This is a genomic window from Neiella holothuriorum, from assembly GCF_019457915.1.
GTDB lineage: Bacteria > Pseudomonadota > Gammaproteobacteria > Enterobacterales > Neiellaceae > Neiella > Neiella holothuriorum.
This window is the reverse complement of record NZ_JAHZSS010000030.1, coordinates 1-16,106: the sequence shown is the minus strand read 5'-3', so window position 1 is coordinate 16,106 and position 16,106 is coordinate 1. Positions and strand designations below refer to the sequence as shown.

The following is a 16,106-nucleotide window of genomic DNA, read 5'->3' as shown; positions in this document are numbered from 1 at the left end:
TTTTTTTAGTTAGGGGCTTGTCAGCTCGAAACTTAACGATATAATGGCGCCCACCTTGATTGAGGTGGCGTTGAAATTCAATGTCGAAACAATCATGCCAGAGTGATGAAATTGGTAGACATGACGGATTCAAAATCCGTTGCCTTCACGGGCGTGGCGGTTCAAGTCCGCCCTCTGGTACCATATTCCGAAGCCCTGCTCAGAAATGAGCGGGGCTTTTTGCTTTTGGCGCCCCATTTAGTTTCTCTCGTATTATTCCTATTAGGCTCATAAAACAGTATCCCCATGCTTGCATGACCGCGGCTAAAGTCATGCCCGCTTGATTATCTATTAAGTTAGTGCCACACCGCGAAATTAGCCCCTGACAATTATCTGGAAATATCCCCTGCCAGCGAGTTGCACGTTGCTGTTCCCATCCCTTTGCTTTTAAAAATTTAACTAATGTATAGTCGGCTTGATAACCAACAATAATTACAAAATTTCAACAACGATTACTGAACTATCGACATATATAAATCAGGAGACAGAAGGAAATGAACTTACCTGCTTCGCACCTCGGCAAATCAATCATTGCCTTATCGGTGGCTTTAGCCCTTACCGCTTGTACTAAAGAGCCCGCTAGTCAACAAACCTCAGCAGAAGCTGAAGTGGCAGCAGAGCACGTCAAAAATGAAGCTGTGGCTGAAGTTAGCAACCCATTCTTCGCAGAGTACGACACACCTTTTCAAGTTCCGCCTTTCAATAAAATTAAAGATGAACATTACATGCCTGCCTTTGAGAAGGGCATGAAGGATCACTTGGCGGAAATTGATGCGATTGTAAATAATGAAGCCGCACCGACCTTTGCCAATACGATTGAAGAATTGGAGCGCACCGGTGACTTGTTAGTCAAAGTTCAGCGAGTGTTCTTCAACCTTGCTGGCTCTAATACCAACCCAGAATTACAAAAACTGCAGCGAGAACTCAGCCCCATCCTTTCTGCTCATTACGACAAAATCAATCTCAACGATGGTTTATTCGAGCGTATTGAAGCGGTTTATCAAGCGCGTGACGGTCTTGGCTTAAATGCTGAGCAGCTTAAGTTTCTAGAAGATACGCGCAAGGATTTTGTTCGCAGCGGCGCACTAATGACCGAAGAACAGAAAGCAAAAATCACTGAAATTAATTCAGAGCTTTCCCAGTTGACGACTCAGTACGGCCAGAATTTATTAGCTGAAACCAATGGGTTTGAGCTGATTTTAGATAAGTCCGATTTAGATGGTTTGTCTGACGGGGTGATTCAAGCCGCTGCCAGCACTGCACAACAGAAAATGGATGCTGCGGAAACTGACGAAGACAAAGCAAAATACAAAGACAAATATGTCTTTACCCCACATCGCTCAAGCATGTACCCGTTTTTAACCGAATCTAGCCGTCGCGATTTGCGAGAGCAGCTTTACAAGTCCTACGTGATGCGTGGCGACAATAACAACGAATTCGACAACAAAACCGTGGCCGCCCAAATTGCCAAGTTACGCGCTGAACGCGCCAAGGTTATGGGGTATGAAACCCATGCGCACTTCGTGCTTGAAGAACGCATGGTGAACACCCCTGAGGGTGTCTACGATCTGCTGATGCAACTGTGGAAGCCGGCGCTAGAGCGCGCTAAGCGTGAAGTTGCTGACATGCAAGCGGTGGTCAATGCCGAAGGCCATGAATTTGAAGTGGCGGCTTGGGATTGGTGGCAATATGCCGAGAAAGTCCGTAAAGAAAAGTACGACTTAGATGAAGCCAGCCTCAAACCATACCTGTCGTTGGATAACGTACTCAAGGGTGTGTTTGATACCTCAAATAAACTGTGGGGCCTAACTTTTGTTGAACTCCACGACATTGATACTTACCACCCAGATGCGCGCGTTTGGGAAGTGAAAGACAAAGATGGCAGTCACTTGGGGATTTTCATCGGCGATTATTTCACCCGTTCAAACAAACGCGGCGGCGCTTGGATGAGCAGCTTTAAGGGGCAGTCGAACCTTGATGGGGTTGAACGTCCAGTGGTGGTAAACGTGTGTAACTTCCCTGGGCCTGTTGGCGATGCGCCAGCCTTGTTGAGCTTTGAGAACGTAACCACTTTGTTCCATGAATTTGGCCATGCATTGCATGGTCTATTGACCAACGTGACCTATGGCAGCATGTCGGGCACATCCGGCCCTCGTGACTTTACTGAGTTCCCTGCTCAGATTTTAGAGCACTGGGCTGCTGAGCCTGCCATTTTGAAAACATTTGCCACTCATTATGAGACCGGCGAGCCGATTCCCGATGCATTGATTGGTAAGTTATTGAAAGCGTCTAAGTTCAATCAGGGCTTTGCTAATACTGAATATCTTGCCGCTTCGTTGCTTGATATGGACTGGCATACGCTGACGGCGGAAGACGAGCTGCAAGATGCTGGCGAGTTTGAAAAAGCCTCGATGGCGAAAATTGGGTTAATTAACGAAATTGCTCCGCGCTATCGTTCAACCTATTTCTCGCACATCTTTGCTGGTGGTTACGCGGCGGGTTACTACAGCTATGTTCACTCTGCGGTACTCGACTCAGATGGCTTTGCCGCCTTTAAAGAAACTGGCAACGTGTTTGATCCCGAACTAGCGCAGAAGCTTCGCACTCATATTTATGAGAAAGGCTCTACCGAAGATGCAATGACCTTGTATAAGAAGTTCCGTGGTCGTGAACCACAAATCGAGGCATTGCTGAAAGTCCGCGGTCTAGATGGCAGCGCAGACTAACACCATGACCCTACCGTTAATGAGGCCTGTTTTCAGGCCTCTTTTCTTTCTAAATTGGTTGCGGTTACCACTGCTACTGCTGTGTTTATTGCCCAGTCTCGCCAATGCTCATCCGCAGGATGAAGATATTATTCTCGATATCGAATTGGGCGAGATGCAGCTGCAGGAAGGGCAAATCGATCAGGAATATCAAGCTGCGTTGAAGCGCAAACGGCTCCGTAAATTGGCATCCATGTCGCCACTTGAAACCTTTCAACTGTACGTGACCGCCGGCTTTGAGCACATTATTCCGAAAGGCTTAGACCATATTTTGTTTGTGCTGGGTTTGTTCTTCTCCAGCTTGTTATTGGCATCCTTGCTCTGGCAAATCACCGCTTTTACCTTGGCCCATTCAATTACCTTGGGGTTGGCATCGCTGGGCATTGTTGCCGCGTCGGGCAGTATCGTTGAGCCGTTAATTGCCTTATCGATTGTTTGGATTGCCATTGAGAATTGCCTGTTTAAGCAAACATCCAAGTGGCGGCCTGCCGTTGTGTTTAGTTTTGGGCTACTCCATGGACTGGGCTTTGCGGCGGTTCTTAACGATTATGGCCTGCCTAAAGATGACTTAGTTCCCGCGCTATTGGCGTTTAATATTGGCGTTGAATTCGGTCAAATAAGCGTAATTTTACTAGCGTTTTTGGCTACCTATTTGATTCGGAAAAAAGCCTGGTATCGACACTGGATCCAAATTCCAGCATCAGCGGTGATTGGTCTGGTTGGCCTATTTTGGTTTGTTGAGCGGGTGTTTTTATAGCACCGCTGACGACACGGACCAATCCATCATCGATAGCAAAACAATTAAAAAGCTCATGCAAGTGCATGGGCTTTTTCTCTGTTGATGATTGCTTGCTGAACAGCCATGGCAGAACAGCCATTACCGAACTCAATCGGTTGCGGTTAGTCCGTTAACTATCGGGGGTAGAAAGAAGGCTAACGCCTTGTATAACAGACAATAAATTAGCACACTAGATTGGCTAAACAGGGCGGCAGACGAAGTTGGTTTGTACTACGTTGGATTGCCTGTACCCTCAGCGCCATCGAATTTCTAGCTATTACGAGGGGACTCTATTGAGCAGTCTGAATATATTGATCCGAACTTCAATGTTAATAGGCTGCGTACTTGCTGGTAGCCTGTCGGTTAGTGCGGTTTCGGCGAATCAAGGCTCTATTTTCCCCGATACTGGCCAATCCCATCGGTATGATACCCAAGGTAAGGTGTTACTGGCCTCTGATGATGTTCTTTATCAAGGTCAAGATGCGTCGCAGCAGGGCAATCCGCTCCGTTATCGAGATAACGGCGACGGTACCATCAGTGATTTGAACACTGGGTTAATGTGGCAAAAAGCCCATGTTCTTAAACGCCGCAACCTGAAAAAGACGCATGAACATGTGAGTCGCATGACATTGGGTGGCTATTCTGACTGGCGAGTTCCGACCATCAAAGAGCTGTATTCCATCGCCCATTTTGATGGCCAACTGATTAAGCCTGGTGAATCAGGGCAACGCCAGCCTTACCTTGATTTCAATGTGTTCGAATTTCAATACGATCCGCGCTTAGCCTTTGCCGGCCAGTTTTGGTCGAGCACCTTGTATGTCAAAAATGATATTCAATCGTTCAGCAAGCACGGAGGGCTACAAGGGGGATTTGGTTTTAACTTTGCAGATGGCCATATCAAGGCCTATGAAACCGGCCTGTTTTTTGATGGAACAGTGATTAAACCCAGTGATCGTATGTTTGTGCCGGGCTGTTATGTTCGTGCTGTGCGAGGGACAACCAGCCTGTACGACATGGATTATGTCGACAACGGCAATGACACTGTGACCGATCGCTCTACCGGATTGATGTGGGCTAAAAATGACAGCGGCAAACGCATGAACTGGGTTGAAGCGCTGGCATATGCCGACAAGGCCGATCTGGCTGGCTACGATGATTGGCGGCTACCGAATACCAAAGAACTGCAGAGCTTGGTTGATTATGACAAAACAAGTTTTCCGGCAATAAACACCTCGTTCTTCAATACCAGCCTCAGAGACTTCGATTCGGAAAATAATTCTTATTATTTCTGGACCAGTACCACGCAAGGCGATTTTAAATGGACTGCAAATTATATTTCGTTCGCCCAGGCTTGGAGTAAGAAAAATTCTAAAGCGACCGAGTATTTTGATTGGCATGGAGCGGGCGCGCAGCGACCCTAAAGTCGGCGATCCGGCAGACTATGAGCAGGCTTCGAAAATGGCCTCAGATTACATCGCTATTAATAATTGGGTGCGGCTGGTGCGGGACACCAAACCTTAATGAAGGCCAATGGCGTTGTCAGGATTTAAAACTGGCGACGTCATGACTAACGATCAGTCAGCGCACAGGCTTACTTGCCGAGTTTGCCTTTGTCTAATCGCAAGGTGAAGTGATCGAATTGAGTTGTACGGGTAAAACCACAGCTTTCGTATAAACTTTTGCCAGCATCATTGTCGGCCGCAATGGCCAGTTTCAGAGCCAATGCGTTGTTTTCGACACCGAACTCAACCACGCGGTCCAATAGTGCTTTGGCATAACCTGATGCTCGATAAGCTGGATCGATAAACACATCGTTTAAGATCCATACACGGCGCATCGAAACTGAAGAATAAGTCGGATAAAGTTGAGCAAAGCCGGCAGGTTGATTAGAGCCGCTCATCACTAGGAATATCACAGATTCTTCGTTCCATAAGCGATCGCGAATAAACCGTTTAGCGGTTGAGAGATCACCATGCTGGCCATAAAATTGTCTATATTTGTCAAACAGTTCGCCTAAATCATCAATATGACTGAGATCGGCTCTGACAATTCTCATACAACAAACTCCTGTGATACCGCGCACATTTTGCGCGTAATAAGGTTATGAATCAAGTGAATCCAATGAAACATCATGATTGAGCAGCAAGGCATTCAATATTCAGGCTTATTCGATAGCCATTGCCACTTAGATTTTGATGCGTTTGATGACGACCGTCCGGCAGTACTGGCGCGTTGTCAGCAAGCTGGCATTGAGCGGATGTTGATCCCAGCGGTAACCGCTTCGTCATTTAGGCCGTTGCTGGGTATGTGCCATGACATGACGTCGGCATCGTTACAGCTCGATTGTGCGCTTGGGTTGCACCCTTATTGGATTCGAGAGCATCAGCTTAGCGACATTGCCTTGCTTCAAGCTGAACTAGAGAGCAATCATTCTGCGCAGGTTGCCATTGGTGAATGCGGTTTGGACGCCTTTGTTGCGCCTGAATTAATGAGCAAACAGATCCGATTGCTCAGTGAGCAATTCGAATTGGCGCTTGCCTTTGATTTGCCGGTGATATTGCACGTGCGTAAAGCCCACAACGAGTTACAGCAGCTTTTGAAACGATATGCTGGCGTGCGCGGGGTGATTCATGCATTTTCTGGCAGCGTTGAGCTGGCGCAAAGCTACATCAAGTTGGGAATGAAACTGGGGATTGGTGGCACCATTACTTATGCGCGAGCAACGAAAACAAGGCAGGCGGTTTCTGCTTTACCATTGCACTCGTTATTGCTTGAAACCGATGCGCCTGACATGCCATTGAGCGGCCGCCAAGGGCAACGTAACTCGCCTGAGCATTTGCCTCACGTACTGGAGTCTCTGGTGCTATTGCGAAAGGAGTCTGCCGATGAAATCGCCACGCAACTGTGGCAGAACGGCATCGATTTGTTCGGTGACGCTCGGCGTTAGGCCAGCATACCTTGATGTTGAATGCCAAATTCGGCCAGAATTTGCCAAAGTTTTTCTGGCTCAGAATAATCTCTCAACGTGTGATAGACGCCAAGCGAACGCAAGTTATCAATATCAGCACCAACACCAACAAAGTGCCAACCTAGCTCGCGTGAACTGCGCACATCCCAAGTACCGTCACCAATATAAATAACACTGTCAAACTGATTTATGCCGTAACATTGTGCGGCACGTTCTTCGGCTGTGCGCATAATATCTTGGCGGGTTAGCGCATCGGATGCGGTTGCCATCGGAATGCCATCAACGGCCACTCCGCTATTTTTCAGTTTGATTAGCGCGCTGTCGCGCCAACAGCCGGTTGCAATCGCCAAACCCACATCAGCCTGTTTTAATTGCTGTAACATGCGTGGTGCGCCTTTGATTGGGGCAAACTGACCCGGTTGATTGGCGTGCATGGTGCGTAGCCGAATGGCAAAGTGGCATTCGGCTTCAGTGGCCATGTTGGAAGGTAAGTTGTGCTGTTGTAGGATTTCGAGTGTTACGGCGGAGTCGGTGACGTGCGTGTAATTGTTCCAGTCGGTGTCTACATCAAGCCCGGTAATGTGTTTCATGGTGGCACCATAGCAAGCTTGATCGTATTGATACGATTCAGTCAGGGTGCCATCAACGTCGAACATAACTAAATGCATGAGCAAACTTCTCGGCTACAGAATTGAACAACCTTTAGACTATCGAGTTTACTGTTGAAGGCAAGGGTATAAACTGACATTTAGTCGACATTCGAATAAATATATATTGGAAGTTAAGGAAATTAGATGAATATCTGGGTTGACGCTGATGCTTGCCCCAATGTCATAAAAGAAGTGTTGTTTCGGGCTGCAGAGCGTACTCACACTCAAGTTACGTTAGTTGCTAATCATGCCATGCGAGTGCCGGCTAACAAGTGGGTTAAGTTGTTACAAGTGCCCGCAGGCTTTGACGTGGCGGATCATGAAATCGTGCAACGAGCCGCCGCCGGCGACTTAGTCATTAGCGGTGACATTCCTCTGGCGGCAGAGCTGATAGAGAACAAGGTTCAAGTACTCAACCCGCGTGGCGAAATGTATTCTGAGTCAACGATTAAGGCTCGCCTGAACATTCGTGACTTTATGGATACCATGCGTGCCTCGGGCGTGGCCACAGGTGGGCCGCCAGCAATTTCGCAAACTGAACGGCGTGAATTTGCTAACAATCTCGATCGGTGGTTAAGTAAGAAGTCATAACGGTGAACCAACCGATTAATAATTAACGCGAATACACGAGAACGATTGCAGTCATGAAACCCGTTTTGCTTTTTGATTGGGGCGATACCCTGATGGTCGACTTGCCCGGTATGTCGGGCAAAATGTGCGACTGGCCGCGCATCGAAGTTATCGAGGGTGCAGCACAAACACTGGCGGAGTTAGCCTCATCCTATGACATCTACATTGCATCAGGTGCTGAACAATCAAGCGCAGAAGATATTCGTTTAGTGTTTGAACGGGCTAATCTAGCGCAATACATTCAAGGCTATTTTTGTTCGGCTGCGTTAGGTTTAAAAAAGGGAACGCCCGCTTTTTTATTGCGCTTGTTGATGTCGATTAATCGGCCACCGATGGCTGTAACCATGGTTGGCGATAGTTTAGAGCGAGACATGTTGCCAGCGCTGGCGCTGGGCATGAAAGCGATTTGGTTTCGCAGAAATTCAACCCAAACTCCTCCCGCTCCAATCCAAACGATCGATGCCTTACCGCAGTTGCTAGCACTGGCCTAATCGCGCTGATAATTGCCAAGGCTCGTCGGTTACTTCAAAATGCTCAGATTCGCTCAACTTGCCCTTGAGGTATGTCCTTGAACCGGCGCATTCGTCAATTATTTCCCGCTCTCCAACAACGGATTAACGGCCAGCCGTTAAGTTACCTCGACAGTGCTGCCACGAGCCAAAAGCCGGCGCCTGTGATCGCTGCCGTGCAACAATTTTATCGCCGCGATAATGCTAATGTGCATCGAGCTGGTTACACCTTAGCAGCGCGCGCAACGGCGCAGTTTGAACAAGCCCGCGCCACTGTGGCTGGTCACTTTGGGATGCCTGCAACGAATTTGGTGTGGACCAAAGGCTGTACAGAAGCCATTAATTTAGTGGCGTTTAGCTGGGCGCTTGAACAATTGAGCGAGAATGACGTGGTGTTGGTCAGCGGCCTTGAGCATCACGCCAACTTACTTCCATGGCAGCAAGTTTGTCGTGCCAAAGGGGCTCGCCTTGTCATTGTGCCTGTATTGGCAACTGGCGAGTTAGATTTAGATGCTTATCGAACGTTGCTCGCGCAGCAACCTAAATTAGTGGCGGTTGCCCATGTCTCAAATGTTTTAGGCACCGTTAATCCGGTCGCTGAGATGATTGACCAAGCCCACCAAGTAGGGGCTAAGGTGTTAGTTGATGGGGCTCAAGCAGCGGCTCATTTAAGTGTTGACGTTGGTCAATTGAATGCTGATTTTTATACGTTTTCAGGCCATAAAATGTATGGCCCCACCGGCATTGGCGGGGTTTTAATGTCAACCGAAGCGATGGACGCTTGTGTGCCCTGGCAAACCGGTGGCGAAATGGTTGAACAGGTCAGTTATCAAGATGCTAGCTGGGCCTCAGCGCCACATTGCTTTGAGGCAGGTACGCCCAATATTGCCGGTGCCATTGGCCTTGCCAGTGCGGTTCAATTTCTTCAACAACTACCAAGCAATTGGCAGCAACAGGAGGCCGAATTGCTCGACTACGCCAAAGCCAAACTGAATGCTATTGAAGGCATCGAACTGGTCGGTGAAACACCTCAGCAAGTCGCTGTGCAGTCGTTTATCAGCCGCCAGATTCATCCTCACGATCTAGCGCACTACCTTGACCAAGCGGGTGTTTCAGTGCGGCTGGGTAAACACTGTGCTCATCCATTACTGGCTGCGTTGGGGCATGAATCAACCTTACGGTTATCGCTCGCATGCTATTCCAACCAGCAAGACATTGATCAACTCGTTGCGGCTATTGAATTGGCTGTTGAAGCACAACACGAAGGGCATGCTGTTGGCATGTTGGATGAACATTCGGCAACGCAAGAGTGGACTCAAGCGAGTGCCCAAGCAGCATTAGCACAGGCGAAAGGTTGGCAACAAAGTTTAAGCTTGTTGATTGAGTTGGGGAGGCGTTTGCCCTCAAGGCTGCAAGCCAACCGTCAACACGCTAGCCTCATTGCTGGCTGCGAGAGTCAGACTTGGTTGCAGCTAGACCAACAAGGGCAGCAGGTGGTGTGTCGCGTGGACAGTGAGGCAAACGTCGTGCGCGGTATTTTGCATCTGTTAGCGCTTGAGTTTAATCAATTGACGGCAGCTCAGCAGTTGGCGTTTGATGGTCACCAATGGCTGGCGCAAGGTCCATTTAGCCAGCAATTATCGACCACACGCCAAGCCGGTATTGGCGCTGTTGTTGCGTCATTGCATCAGCAAATTAAGGCGTTGCGCGAGGTAAGTTAACCGCGCCTGTTGCTATGCCGGTGGCTTCATTCTCTACCACCGGCGGATCAGTGCTTTCTCAGCTTCCACTAAAAAAAATACCGAGCTTGAAACACCAATAATCGCAAGCCATTGCGACAGGTTGATAGCGGCGGTGCCAAACAGGGTATTGAGCGGAGGAAAGTAAGTAAATGCCAGCTGAAAAGCGATCAGCAAGGCGATGGCATACAGCACATATTTGTTGCCAAACATTCCGTCCATACTGAGCACTGACGCGGAAATATAGCGAGAATTAAACAAATAGAAAATTTCAAACATCACCAATGTATTAACGGCAACGGTACGGGCTGTGGTGACACTTTGACCTTGATCGATTTGCCACAGATACAAGCCAATCGTACCGCTCGCTAATATCACCGATACAAATGCAACACGCCAAATCAGCAGTGGTGATAATAGCGGCTTAGCCGCATCGCGCGGGGCGCGGGCCATGACATGTTTTTCGCTGGGCTCGAATGCTAGTGACAGCGCTAAAGTCACTGCAGTAATCATATTGACCCATAAAATTTGCACGGGTGTCAGTGGTAACTGATTGAAGCCGAGTAGTACCGCGGCCAACACAATTAGCGCTTCGCCGCCATTGGTAGGCAGAATAAATAGAATGGCTTTTTTAAGGTTGTCGTAAACCGTACGACCTTCTTCGATGGCGTGACTGATGGAAGCAAAATTGTCATCAGCCAGTACCATTTCGGATGCTTCTTTAGCAGCCTCTGTGCCGTTCTTACCCATGGCGATACCAACATCTGCGCGCTTGAGCGCGGGCGCGTCATTTACCCCATCGCCGGTCATCGCGGCAATTTCGCCACGCTCTTGCAACAATTGCACAAGCTGTAATTTGTGTTCCGGATCAACGCGAGCATAAACATCAATGTCTTCCACCAATTTACGTAAATCGGCTTCGTCCATTTCTATCAATTGGCTACCAATTAAGGCGTTGTTACTGTTGGTCAGATTTAACTGCTGAGCAATGGCTTTAGCTGTTGCAGCGTGATCGCCGGTAATCATTTTTACCCGTATTCCCGCTTTATGACAGCGTTCTACGGCGCGAATGGCTTCATCGCGCGGGGGATCGATAAGGCCAAATAAACCAAGCAATACCAGCTCTGTTTCTACATCAGCAAAGTGAAGTGTGCGCTGTTGTTCGATGACCGGCTTCATGGCGATGGCGAGCACCCGTTGACCGCAACTTGCTAGTGCATGAATTTTTTCAGACCAAAAGGCCGGATTAATAGGTTGCAACTCACCCGACTCTGTTTGTTGCCAGCGACACATCTGCAATACCTGCTCGGGCGCACCTTTGAGCCAAATTGATGTGTCGCCGTTGTGGCCATGATTCAACGTGGCCATGAAACGATGCTCGGATTCGAACGGAATTAGATCTGTGCGCGGATACTGAGCGTGTAGTGGTTCGATTTCGAGACCAGCCTTTAAACCGGCAATTAACAAGGCTCCTTCCATGGGATCGCCAACCACTTGGTAAGTGTCGCTATGTTCTTTGTTCTCAAGTGAAGACTCGTTACACAGCACGCCACCGTGAAGCATTTGCCACAACACGCTTTGTTGTTCCGGCATGATTTCGGCACCGTTTTTTAGAATGCCGCCGTGGGGCGCGTAGCCTGTGCCTTCAAATTCAAAATCGTGTTGAGCGGTAGCGACGGAACGTAAGGTCATTTCGTTGCGCGTTAAGGTGCCGGTTTTGTCCGAGCAAATGACCGTTACTGCGCCCAGCGTTTCAACCGCAGGCAGGCGCCGTAAAATAGCATTTCGCCTAGCCATTCGCTGAACCCCTATGGCCAACGTAATGGTCATAATGGCGGGTAGCCCTTCAGGGATCGCGGCAACCGCCAAACTGACCGAAGCCAGAAACATTTCCGCCGGCGCATAGTTGTGAAGAGCAATACCAAGAACGAAATTACAAGCGGCAATAACGAGAATCGCCATTGATAGCCAACGGCCAAATTGAGCCATTTGCCGAAGTAGGGGAGTGGTGGCACTGCTGACTTGAGACACTAGATTACTGATGCGGCCGATTTCGGTTTGAGCTCCCGTATGAACCACCACACCGATACCTTGGCCATGGGTCACTAGCGTACTAGAAAAGCACATGCAGCGACGATCGCCAAGCACCGCATTTTCGTCAACAGAATCGAGCGATTTCTCAACGGCCACCGACTCACCTGTGAGCGCAGACTCCTGAATTTGAAGTCCTTTCAATGACACCAAGCGTAGATCGGCCGGTACTTTGTCGCCGGCATGAAGTTGCACCAAATCGCCAGGAACTAGCTCGCAGGCATCAATTGTGTGGTGATGGCTGTCGCGGATCACTTCAGCCGTTGGCGACAGCATCTGGCGGATCTTGCGCAATGCATCTTCGGCTTTGCCTTCTTGAATAAAGCCAATTAATGCATTGAGAAAAACGACAGCGAAAATGACGCTGGCATCAATAAAGTGTTGAAGTAGCAAGGTGCCAATTCCGGCAGCAAGCAGTACGTAAATCAGCACGTTATTGAACTGCTGTAAGAATCTCAACAGAGCACTTGGCGGTTTGGTTTCGGGCAGTTGATTGGGGCCATACTGATGCAAGCGTGCTTCAGCTTGCTGACATGACAGGCCGTTGAGCCCTGAATCAAGCTCAGTGAGAACAGCATTGGCATCTTGGTGATGCCAATGGCGAGAATGATTGTTGCTGTGATGTGTAGACTGCGCCATAAAACCCCCAATCATGCGATAAAAAGGCTTTGGCTTAAGTATATTCCCTGCAGCGTACCTTGGGCGTTAGGGTTACGGAAATGTGACTGGCGATCAGCCTTGGGGTTGAGCTTCTCGCTCGCGTTTGGCGAGTATTTTATCAACGCCTCGGGCGGCAGCCATCAAACCAAATGTGGCGGTTACCATAGTCGCAGCACCAAAGCCGCCGCTACAGTCGAGTCGCACACTGCTGTTGTCATCATTGCTGGGTTTGGCTGCACACACCGAACCGTCCGCTTGTGGGTAAACCAGTTGCTCGGTGGAATAAATGCACTCCACTCCAAACTTTCGTTTTGGATTTTTACTGAAATTGTGTTCGCGACGCAGTTGATTTCGGATCTTAGACAGCAGCGGATCGTGAGTGGTTTTGGCCAAGTCTCCACTGGTGATCTGACGTGGATCGGTTTGGCCACCAGCACCACCAGACACAATCAATGGAATTTTGTTGCGTTTACAGTGGGCGATTAGCGCCGTCTTAGCTGCAATGGAATCAATGGCATCAATGACTAAGTCGTAGCCATCGTGGAGTAATTCAAACAGGTTATCTTTACTGACAAATTCTGCGACAGGGTTGACCAGGCAGCTTGGGTTAATGGCCATGATCCGTTCCGCCATGGCATCGACTTTGACCATGCCCTGGGTATGATCTAACGCGTGGATCTGGCGATTTGTATTGCTGATACAGATATCATCCATATCAATTAAAGTCATTTGACCTACACCGGAACGCGCGAGCGCTTCGGCAGCCCAACTGCCAACACCACCAATGCCAATAACGCACACGTGGGCTTGGCTTAGCCATTGCAAAGCTTGTTGACCATAAAGCCGGCCAATACCACCGAATCGTTGTGCGTTGTCGTGATCGAGCATGAGGGCTACCTATTGAAATTTCGCGGCTATTATACGGAGCCAACTGCGAAAGCCAATATTCTAACATGACGTGGCCAATCCATTGTCGCATTGCCACTTGCTCGTCGCTTGAGTCAGGCCGTTGCTTGCTGCGCAAGTTGGATTATTTTTATTCGCCTGCGGCCTGAAATCAGGTATTAATGACTAGGTAACTGACTTAGGAGGATGCCTGCCGTGTCAGAATTTGACGCCTTAGGAAAAAAAATCATTGGCCTGATGGACTTAACGTCGCTCAATGATGACGACACAAATGCAGTAATTGAACAATTGTGTGAACGTGCCAACAATCCTATTGCTGCAACCGCTGCGGTTTGTGTGGCGCCTGCCTTTGTACATATCGCCAAGCAAGCTCTAGATAAACAGGGCTTAACTGCCATTAACGTTGCTACCGTGGTGAATTTTCCTGCCGGCAATCCTCATATTGACCAAGCCGTAGCGGAGACCCATGCCGCCATTGCCGCTGGCGCTGATGAAATTGACTTGGTGTACCCCTATCGAGCTGCACTGGCAGGGGATTTTGCTATCGGCAAATTGATGGTGGTTGCGGTGAAAGCTGCATGCAAGGGTAAGGCAATACTCAAAGTTATTTTGGAAACCGGCGAGTTAAAACAAGCTGAGTTGATTCGCCAGATCAGTGCCGATGTCATTGAAGCTGGCGCCGATTTCATTAAAACCAGCACAGGAAAAGTCGAAGTCAATGCGACTTTGGAAGCCGCCCGCGTCATGCTACAAGAAATCAAAAAGCATGGTGGCCGTGTTGGTTTTAAGGCCGCAGGGGGGATTCGCACACTGGAGCAGGCAGATGCCTACCTTGAACTCGCAGAACAGATTTGTGGCCGTAGCTGGGTTACCCCACAACATTTTCGGTTTGGTGCCTCGGGTTTATTAGATGATGTCATGCGCCATTGCGGTGATTCGTCCATTCATAGCATCAGCTCAGGGTATTAACGCGTCCAGATTGCGCACATGAAATTTGAGATGATTTGGTTGAGTTTCAATCACCCGGCAAGCGACGATGTACTGACACAAGCTAAACGAACCATGACAAAACAGGTCATGTTGTGATGCCGCTTGTGAGAGATATCTCACACGGACGTGCGACTTGTTACTGACTTGTTACATCCATCGCTAGCGGGTCGATCAGTAAAACGTTGTTTAATATTGATTATTTTGCGTTTGGTTAATATTTATTTATTATTAATGTAGATTTTTTTTGAGAGCTACATTGTCCTTTTTCCGCATGAGCGTAGATTAATAAGCGTTGGCAGGGAGCTGACACAAGGAACTAAGACTAGGATGGTCTGCAGGAAGCATAGGAAGTTGATGGCATCAGGATGATGCTTTGAAAGGAATCAGGACAAGTACACGGAGTACTCGGAACGTTCAAGGAAGAGCGACGCAAAGGAATGTGTAAGGGACTGACGCAGCAAATGGAATCTTGCACACTGCATATGGCCCCAATCTTAGGATTGGGGCCTTTCTTTTTTCTGCGCTACCATTTTAGTTAAACGACATATGCCACTCGGCATAGCTTAAACCGAACCCGCCCCAGCCAATGCCTGCACTTTGTCGCTACGCGAGGATGCCCGTGAAAATACATTTTTTGGTGTTTGACCGCGTAGAAGAATTAGATCTCGTTGGTTCTTGGGAATTCGTCGGCCTGTTAGCTAACAAAGGCTTGTGCGAAAAACCAAAACTAATCACTCTCAACACGATGACTCCAACCGGCGAGCATGGCATGCGTTTCTCGGCTGATCACCACTTCTCTGATGTCGATGTGGCTGATGTTGTTGTGGTGCCCGGCGGCAGTGGTGCAAGAACGGCGATGCTTGATGATGACGTTATTCGCTATTTACAACATTGCGAAACAAATAGCCAAGCCATTCTTTCTATTTGTACCGGCATGTATTTGATGCAAAAAGCAGGCTTATTGAATGGTCGCAAAGCAACGACCCACTGGGCATTCTTAGAACAACTAAAAAGCGACCCAGCCATTGATGTGGTTGAAGAACGCTTTGTGCAAGACGGGCATATCTGGTCTTCGGCTGGCGTATCTGCTGGTATGGATATGATGCTTGCCTTTATTGCCGACACCTTCGGAGATTCTGTTGCCGCGGATATTCAACTTGAAGCTGAGTACTACCCTTCGGCACACATCTACGGCGAGCCACAAAACCACGCCAAAGCTTCTAGCTATGTCAAAAAACGAAACGGTAAAAACAGCCAGCAGTGAGAGCCCCTGTTATTCATTCGCAATATGCCTATATAGAGTTGCGCTGGGGGATCCCCTCATAATTTAGGCATTCCCGTTTGATGAACCAGCCTGATGTAATGCCCAATTGCCCAGCGT

13 protein-coding genes and 1 tRNA gene are annotated in these 16,106 nt (G+C 48.6%); 10 read left to right on the top strand and 4 right to left on the bottom strand.

All coding sequences use genetic code 11. The annotated features are described in order from the left end of the window. Positions 1–96 precede the first annotated feature (96 nt). From K0504_RS17535 to K0504_RS17520, 4 genes are all read left to right on the top strand, one after another. A tRNA-Leu gene (locus tag K0504_RS17535) sits at positions 97–183 on the top strand. A 350-nt stretch (positions 184–533) separates the two neighbouring features. Continuing rightward, a complete protein-coding gene (locus K0504_RS17530; protein WP_220105464.1) occupies positions 534–2,765 on the top strand; it encodes a M3 family metallopeptidase in 2,232 nt (743 codons plus the stop codon). Continuing rightward, complete coding sequence (locus K0504_RS17525) at positions 2,749–3,561, top strand: HupE/UreJ family protein (protein ID WP_220105463.1); 813 nt, start codon at positions 2,749–2,751, stop codon at positions 3,559–3,561. The genes K0504_RS17530 and K0504_RS17525 overlap by 17 nt, the downstream gene beginning before the upstream one ends. Before the next feature lie 347 nt (positions 3,562–3,908). Further along, positions 3,909–5,003 (top strand): Lcl C-terminal domain-containing protein, encoded by a 1,095-nt coding sequence (locus tag K0504_RS17520; protein ID WP_220105462.1) that lies wholly within the window; start codon positions 3,909–3,911, stop codon positions 5,001–5,003. Positions 5,004–5,173: 170 nt separating this feature from the next. Here the strand turns inward: K0504_RS17520 and K0504_RS17515 are convergent, their stop codons facing one another. After that, a complete protein-coding gene (locus tag K0504_RS17515) occupies positions 5,174–5,638 on the bottom strand; it encodes a GNAT family N-acetyltransferase (RefSeq protein ID WP_220105461.1) in 465 nt (154 codons plus the stop codon). Between the two features lie 75 nt (positions 5,639–5,713). On the opposite strand from K0504_RS17515, the gene K0504_RS17510 reads away from it, so the two are divergent. After that, a complete protein-coding gene (locus K0504_RS17510; RefSeq protein ID WP_220105460.1) occupies positions 5,714–6,529 on the top strand; it encodes a TatD family hydrolase in 816 nt (271 codons plus the stop codon). Here the strand turns inward: K0504_RS17510 and K0504_RS17505 are convergent. After that, complete coding sequence (locus K0504_RS17505) at positions 6,526–7,218, bottom strand: HAD family hydrolase (RefSeq protein ID WP_220105459.1); 693 nt, start codon at positions 7,216–7,218, stop codon at positions 6,526–6,528. The genes K0504_RS17510 and K0504_RS17505 overlap by 4 nt on opposite strands. A gap of 126 nt (positions 7,219–7,344) precedes the next feature. Here K0504_RS17505 and K0504_RS17500 point away from each other — a divergent pair, with 126 nt between their 5' ends. The 3 genes from K0504_RS17500 (at position 7,345) to K0504_RS17490 (ending at position 10,060) form a co-directional block, all read left to right on the top strand. Further along, positions 7,345–7,791, top strand: a complete 447-nt coding sequence (locus K0504_RS17500; RefSeq protein ID WP_220105458.1) for a YaiI/YqxD family protein — start codon at positions 7,345–7,347, stop codon at positions 7,789–7,791. Positions 7,792–7,844: 53 nt separating this feature from the next. Then, positions 7,845–8,321 (top strand): HAD family hydrolase, encoded by a 477-nt coding sequence (locus tag K0504_RS17495; protein ID WP_220105457.1) that lies wholly within the window; start codon positions 7,845–7,847, stop codon positions 8,319–8,321. Positions 8,322–8,398: 77 nt separating this feature from the next. Further along, positions 8,399–10,060, top strand: a complete 1,662-nt coding sequence (locus K0504_RS17490) for a SufS family cysteine desulfurase (RefSeq protein ID WP_220105456.1) — start codon at positions 8,399–8,401, stop codon at positions 10,058–10,060. Positions 10,061–10,093: 33 nt separating this feature from the next. Here the strand turns inward: K0504_RS17490 and K0504_RS17485 are convergent, their stop codons facing one another. Next, positions 10,094–12,808, bottom strand: a complete 2,715-nt coding sequence (locus tag K0504_RS17485; RefSeq protein ID WP_220105455.1) for a cation-translocating P-type ATPase — start codon at positions 12,806–12,808, stop codon at positions 10,094–10,096. Positions 12,809–12,901: 93 nt separating this feature from the next. Then, positions 12,902–13,717: a tRNA cyclic N6-threonylcarbamoyladenosine(37) synthase TcdA gene (gene tcdA, locus K0504_RS17480; RefSeq protein WP_220105454.1), complete on the bottom strand. Its 816-nt coding sequence runs from the start codon at positions 13,715–13,717 to the stop codon at positions 12,902–12,904. Positions 13,718–13,930: 213 nt separating this feature from the next. Here tcdA and deoC point away from each other — a divergent pair, with 213 nt between their 5' ends. Together deoC and K0504_RS17470 are read left to right on the top strand one after the other, a co-directional pair. After that, entirely contained in the window at positions 13,931–14,704 is a 774-nt protein-coding gene (gene deoC / locus K0504_RS17475; RefSeq protein ID WP_404823033.1) for a deoxyribose-phosphate aldolase, read from the top strand. 640 nt (positions 14,705–15,344) lie between these two features. Then, a complete protein-coding gene (locus K0504_RS17470) occupies positions 15,345–15,989 on the top strand; it encodes a DJ-1/PfpI family protein (protein ID WP_220105452.1) in 645 nt (214 codons plus the stop codon). The last annotated feature ends 117 nt before the right edge of the window (positions 15,990–16,106 follow it).